Genomic DNA, 2794 nt, shown 5'->3' with positions numbered 1-2794 from the left:
GGACCGATCACACTCATCACCCCAGCTCGACAGGGTGTTGCGACGAGCCCTTGAATCCACCGGCCCGAGAACGACGATGAGGTTGCGCCCGGACCGAGGCGGCACGGCTCCTCGCTCCCAGCGGCCCCCGCAGCGCGCCCGAACCAGAGCCGCCCGCCCACTCCCCCGCGCACGGCGCCGGCAGCGCGCCCGGACCACGCCACTCCTCGCGGCCGCAGCGGCCGCGCCCGAAGATCCCGTGCCAGGGCTGCGCCGCGCAGCCCGGGATCGGACTCAATGTCCAGCGACCGCCCTGCGCACACATCCGGGCCGGCCGCGCGGTTCAGAGCGAGGGCGCCGGCCGGGGTTCGACGCGGCCCGCCGCGGCAGGCGGCAGGGGGTCGTCCACGGGGGCGAGGACGCGGTGCGAGTAGGGGTCCTCGACGACGCGGTCGGCGGAGTCGCGGTACTCCAGCTCGCCGTCGGGCCCCAGGTCGGCGACGAACCCGGTCGCGGCGAGCTGCTCCTCGTCGAGGTCGGCCAGCACCTCCCACCGGCTCGGGACGACGCGGTAGTCGGGCCATGGCTCGTTGGCGTAGGCGTCGTGCAGGTCGGCGAGCAGTCCGGTGAACACCTGCTGCCAGCGCAAGGGCATCGACTGCGCGAGCACCCGCGGCACGACGAGATAGTTCTCGTCGGCGCCGGGCGCCGGTCGGTCGAGGTACTCGCGCAGCGGCGTCGTCGACGCCGGGGCGTGGGGTTCGTCGCGTGCCATCGATCCTGCTTCCGGAGTCGTGCGCGGGCGGTGACCTGCCGCCCGGTCAAGCGTCGTTGGGCGTGGTGCCGGGCCGCGTCGCGAACGGCACCAACTCCCGATAGTTCCACGGCACCGGCTGCACCCGGACCGAGGCTCCGGTGTAGGGGGCCTCGACCATCTTGTCGTCGCCCATGTACAGCGTCACGTGGTGGATGGTCGACGGATCGCTCGGGTCCGTCGCGTAGAACAGCAGGTCACCGGGCTGTGCGTCGCGGACCGGGACGTGCCCGCCCGCGTTGTACTGGTCGCGCGACACCCGGGGCAGCTCGATGCCGGCCGCCTGGAACGCGCGGAGCATGAGGCCGGAGCAGTCGTAGGTGTTCGGGCCCGTGGCACCCCACACGTAGGGCTTGCCGACCTCCTTGAGCGCGAACGCGATCGCGGCGCCGGCGGCGCCCGGGGGCAGGGTCGCGGTCTCGCTGCTGCACCGGGCGGGCAGCGCCGCCACGTCGGCCAGCTGCCCGACCAGCGCCGCCGCCAGACCTTCCCATTTCGCGTAGGCGTCGGGGAACGCCGACCGTTGGACGGTCTGGGCGGCGACGGTCACCGGCAGCGTGTCCCAGCCCGGGACCTGCAGCAGGTGGGTCAGGAACGTCCTGGTGCTGTAAACGGGATCGGTGACCTGCGCGGGCGATCCCCAGCCCTGTGAGGGGCGTTGCTGGAACAACCCGAGCGAGTCGCGGTCGCCGTAGTTGATGTTGCGCAGTCCCGACTCCTGCATGGCCGTCGCGAGCGCGACCAGCCAGGCCCGCGGCGGGGCACCCATGTCCTTGGCGACGCCGATGATCGTCTGCGCGTTGTTGCGCTGCTCGTCGGAGAGGTCGGCGAGCGTTGCGCCCGACCTGCCCGCACCCCGGGAGACGCCGAGGCCGGTGTCGCAGGCGCCCGACGTCGCCACGCCGCCGCTGCTGCCCCCGCCGATGGTGAACGCGATGAACCCGACGCCGAGGAACAGGCCGAGAGCTGCGGCGATCGCGACGATCGGGACGAGCAGGCGCAGCGGCCGCAGCGGCGTGACCACCGCCTCACGCCTTGTCGGAGTCGGAGACCCGCCAGCTCGAACCGTCGTTCACCACGAGGAGCACGAGGGTGAGCGCGTCGGTGGGCACGGTGACGTGCACCGAGGCCGGGGAGACGCGCACCGGCGTCGGCGGTCCGGTGACGCGCGACGCCGGGACGTTGCCCGGGTCGACGCTGCCGAGGACGCCCAGGTACTCGTCGGTCGTGTACGGCCTGAGCCCGGCGAGCCACTGCGCTGACGTCGTCCCCGACGGGTGGTTGACCCAGGCGGCGGCCCAGGAGGCGGCGGCCGCCAGGGCCTGCGGCGGGGCCTGGTCGAGCGGCAGCGTCGTCGGGGTCAGGGGCGTGACCGGCGGCAGCACCGTCGGCGAGGCCCCGGCGCCGCCGCTGCCGACCGGGGCACCCGCGGACGGCTGCCCGGCGGTGGGGCGGGCTGCGGACGCCGGCTTGGTGGCCGTGATGGCGACGCTCACCAGCGCGGCCAGCGCGATGACCACGACGACCGTCCCGGCCAGCCGCAACGGTGAGCGCAGGGGCCACTGCCACAGCGCCCGGTAGGCGGCCGAGCGGCCGCGGGGAGATCTGATCGGCACCGTCAGCCGTCCTCGCTGCGGCCGTAGGCAGGTCGTGCCCCGGCCCGGGGCCGGTAGATGCGATACACCGGGACGCCGTCGACGAGCTCGGGATCGACGGCACGCGGGCGCGTCCGGGTGGGCGCGGCGTCGGGGCGGCGGTAGATGACGCGCTCGTCGACCTCACCGGGGTCCGACCGGCCGGGCACGCCAGCAGCACGAGCCGTCCCGCCACCCGGGCCGGCGGCGAGGGCCCGCGGGCCGGATCCGGCGCCGAGCGCCGCGGTGCCGGGCGCCTGCACCTCGTTGCGCCGTCGAGACTGCCGCGCGGCGGAGCCGCCGCCGACGACGGTCGCGGTGGCGGTGACGGTCTCCGGCCGTCCGGCGTCGGGGTCGTCGGCGGCGC

Annotated in this window: 3 protein-coding genes and 1 pseudogene; all 4 read right to left on the bottom strand. The window is 75.1% G+C overall.

From position 1 onward, the window contains the following. Positions 1-322 precede the first annotated feature (322 nt). A complete protein-coding gene (locus tag PSD17_RS23325) occupies positions 323-754 on the bottom strand; it encodes a hypothetical protein (protein ID WP_013678528.1) in 432 nt (143 codons plus the stop codon). A gap of 46 nt (positions 755-800) precedes the next feature. Next, entirely contained in the window at positions 801-1817 is a 1017-nt protein-coding gene (locus tag PSD17_RS23320; RefSeq protein ID WP_013678529.1) for a C40 family peptidase, read from the bottom strand. Positions 1818-1821: 4 nt separating this feature from the next. Next, entirely contained in the window at positions 1822-2409 is a 588-nt protein-coding gene (locus PSD17_RS23315) for a hypothetical protein (RefSeq protein WP_013678530.1), read from the bottom strand. A 2-nt stretch (positions 2410-2411) separates the two neighbouring features. Beyond that, positions 2412-2794 (bottom strand): annotated as a pseudogene (locus PSD17_RS23310) (hypothetical protein); the annotation flags it as partial.

The organism is Pseudonocardia sp. D17 (assembly GCF_036984265.1).
In the GTDB taxonomy this organism is placed as follows: Bacteria; Actinomycetota; Actinomycetes; order Mycobacteriales; family Pseudonocardiaceae; genus Pseudonocardia; species Pseudonocardia benzenivorans.
Note: the sequence above shows the minus strand (reverse complement) of the source record. Positions and strands in the feature narration are given on the sequence as shown.

Excerpts from the sequence above, each read along its gene's own strand:
- PSD17_RS23325 (WP_013678528.1), bottom strand. The coding sequence starts at position 754 with ATGGCACGCGACGAACCCCACGCCCCGGCGTCGACGACGCCGCTGCGC.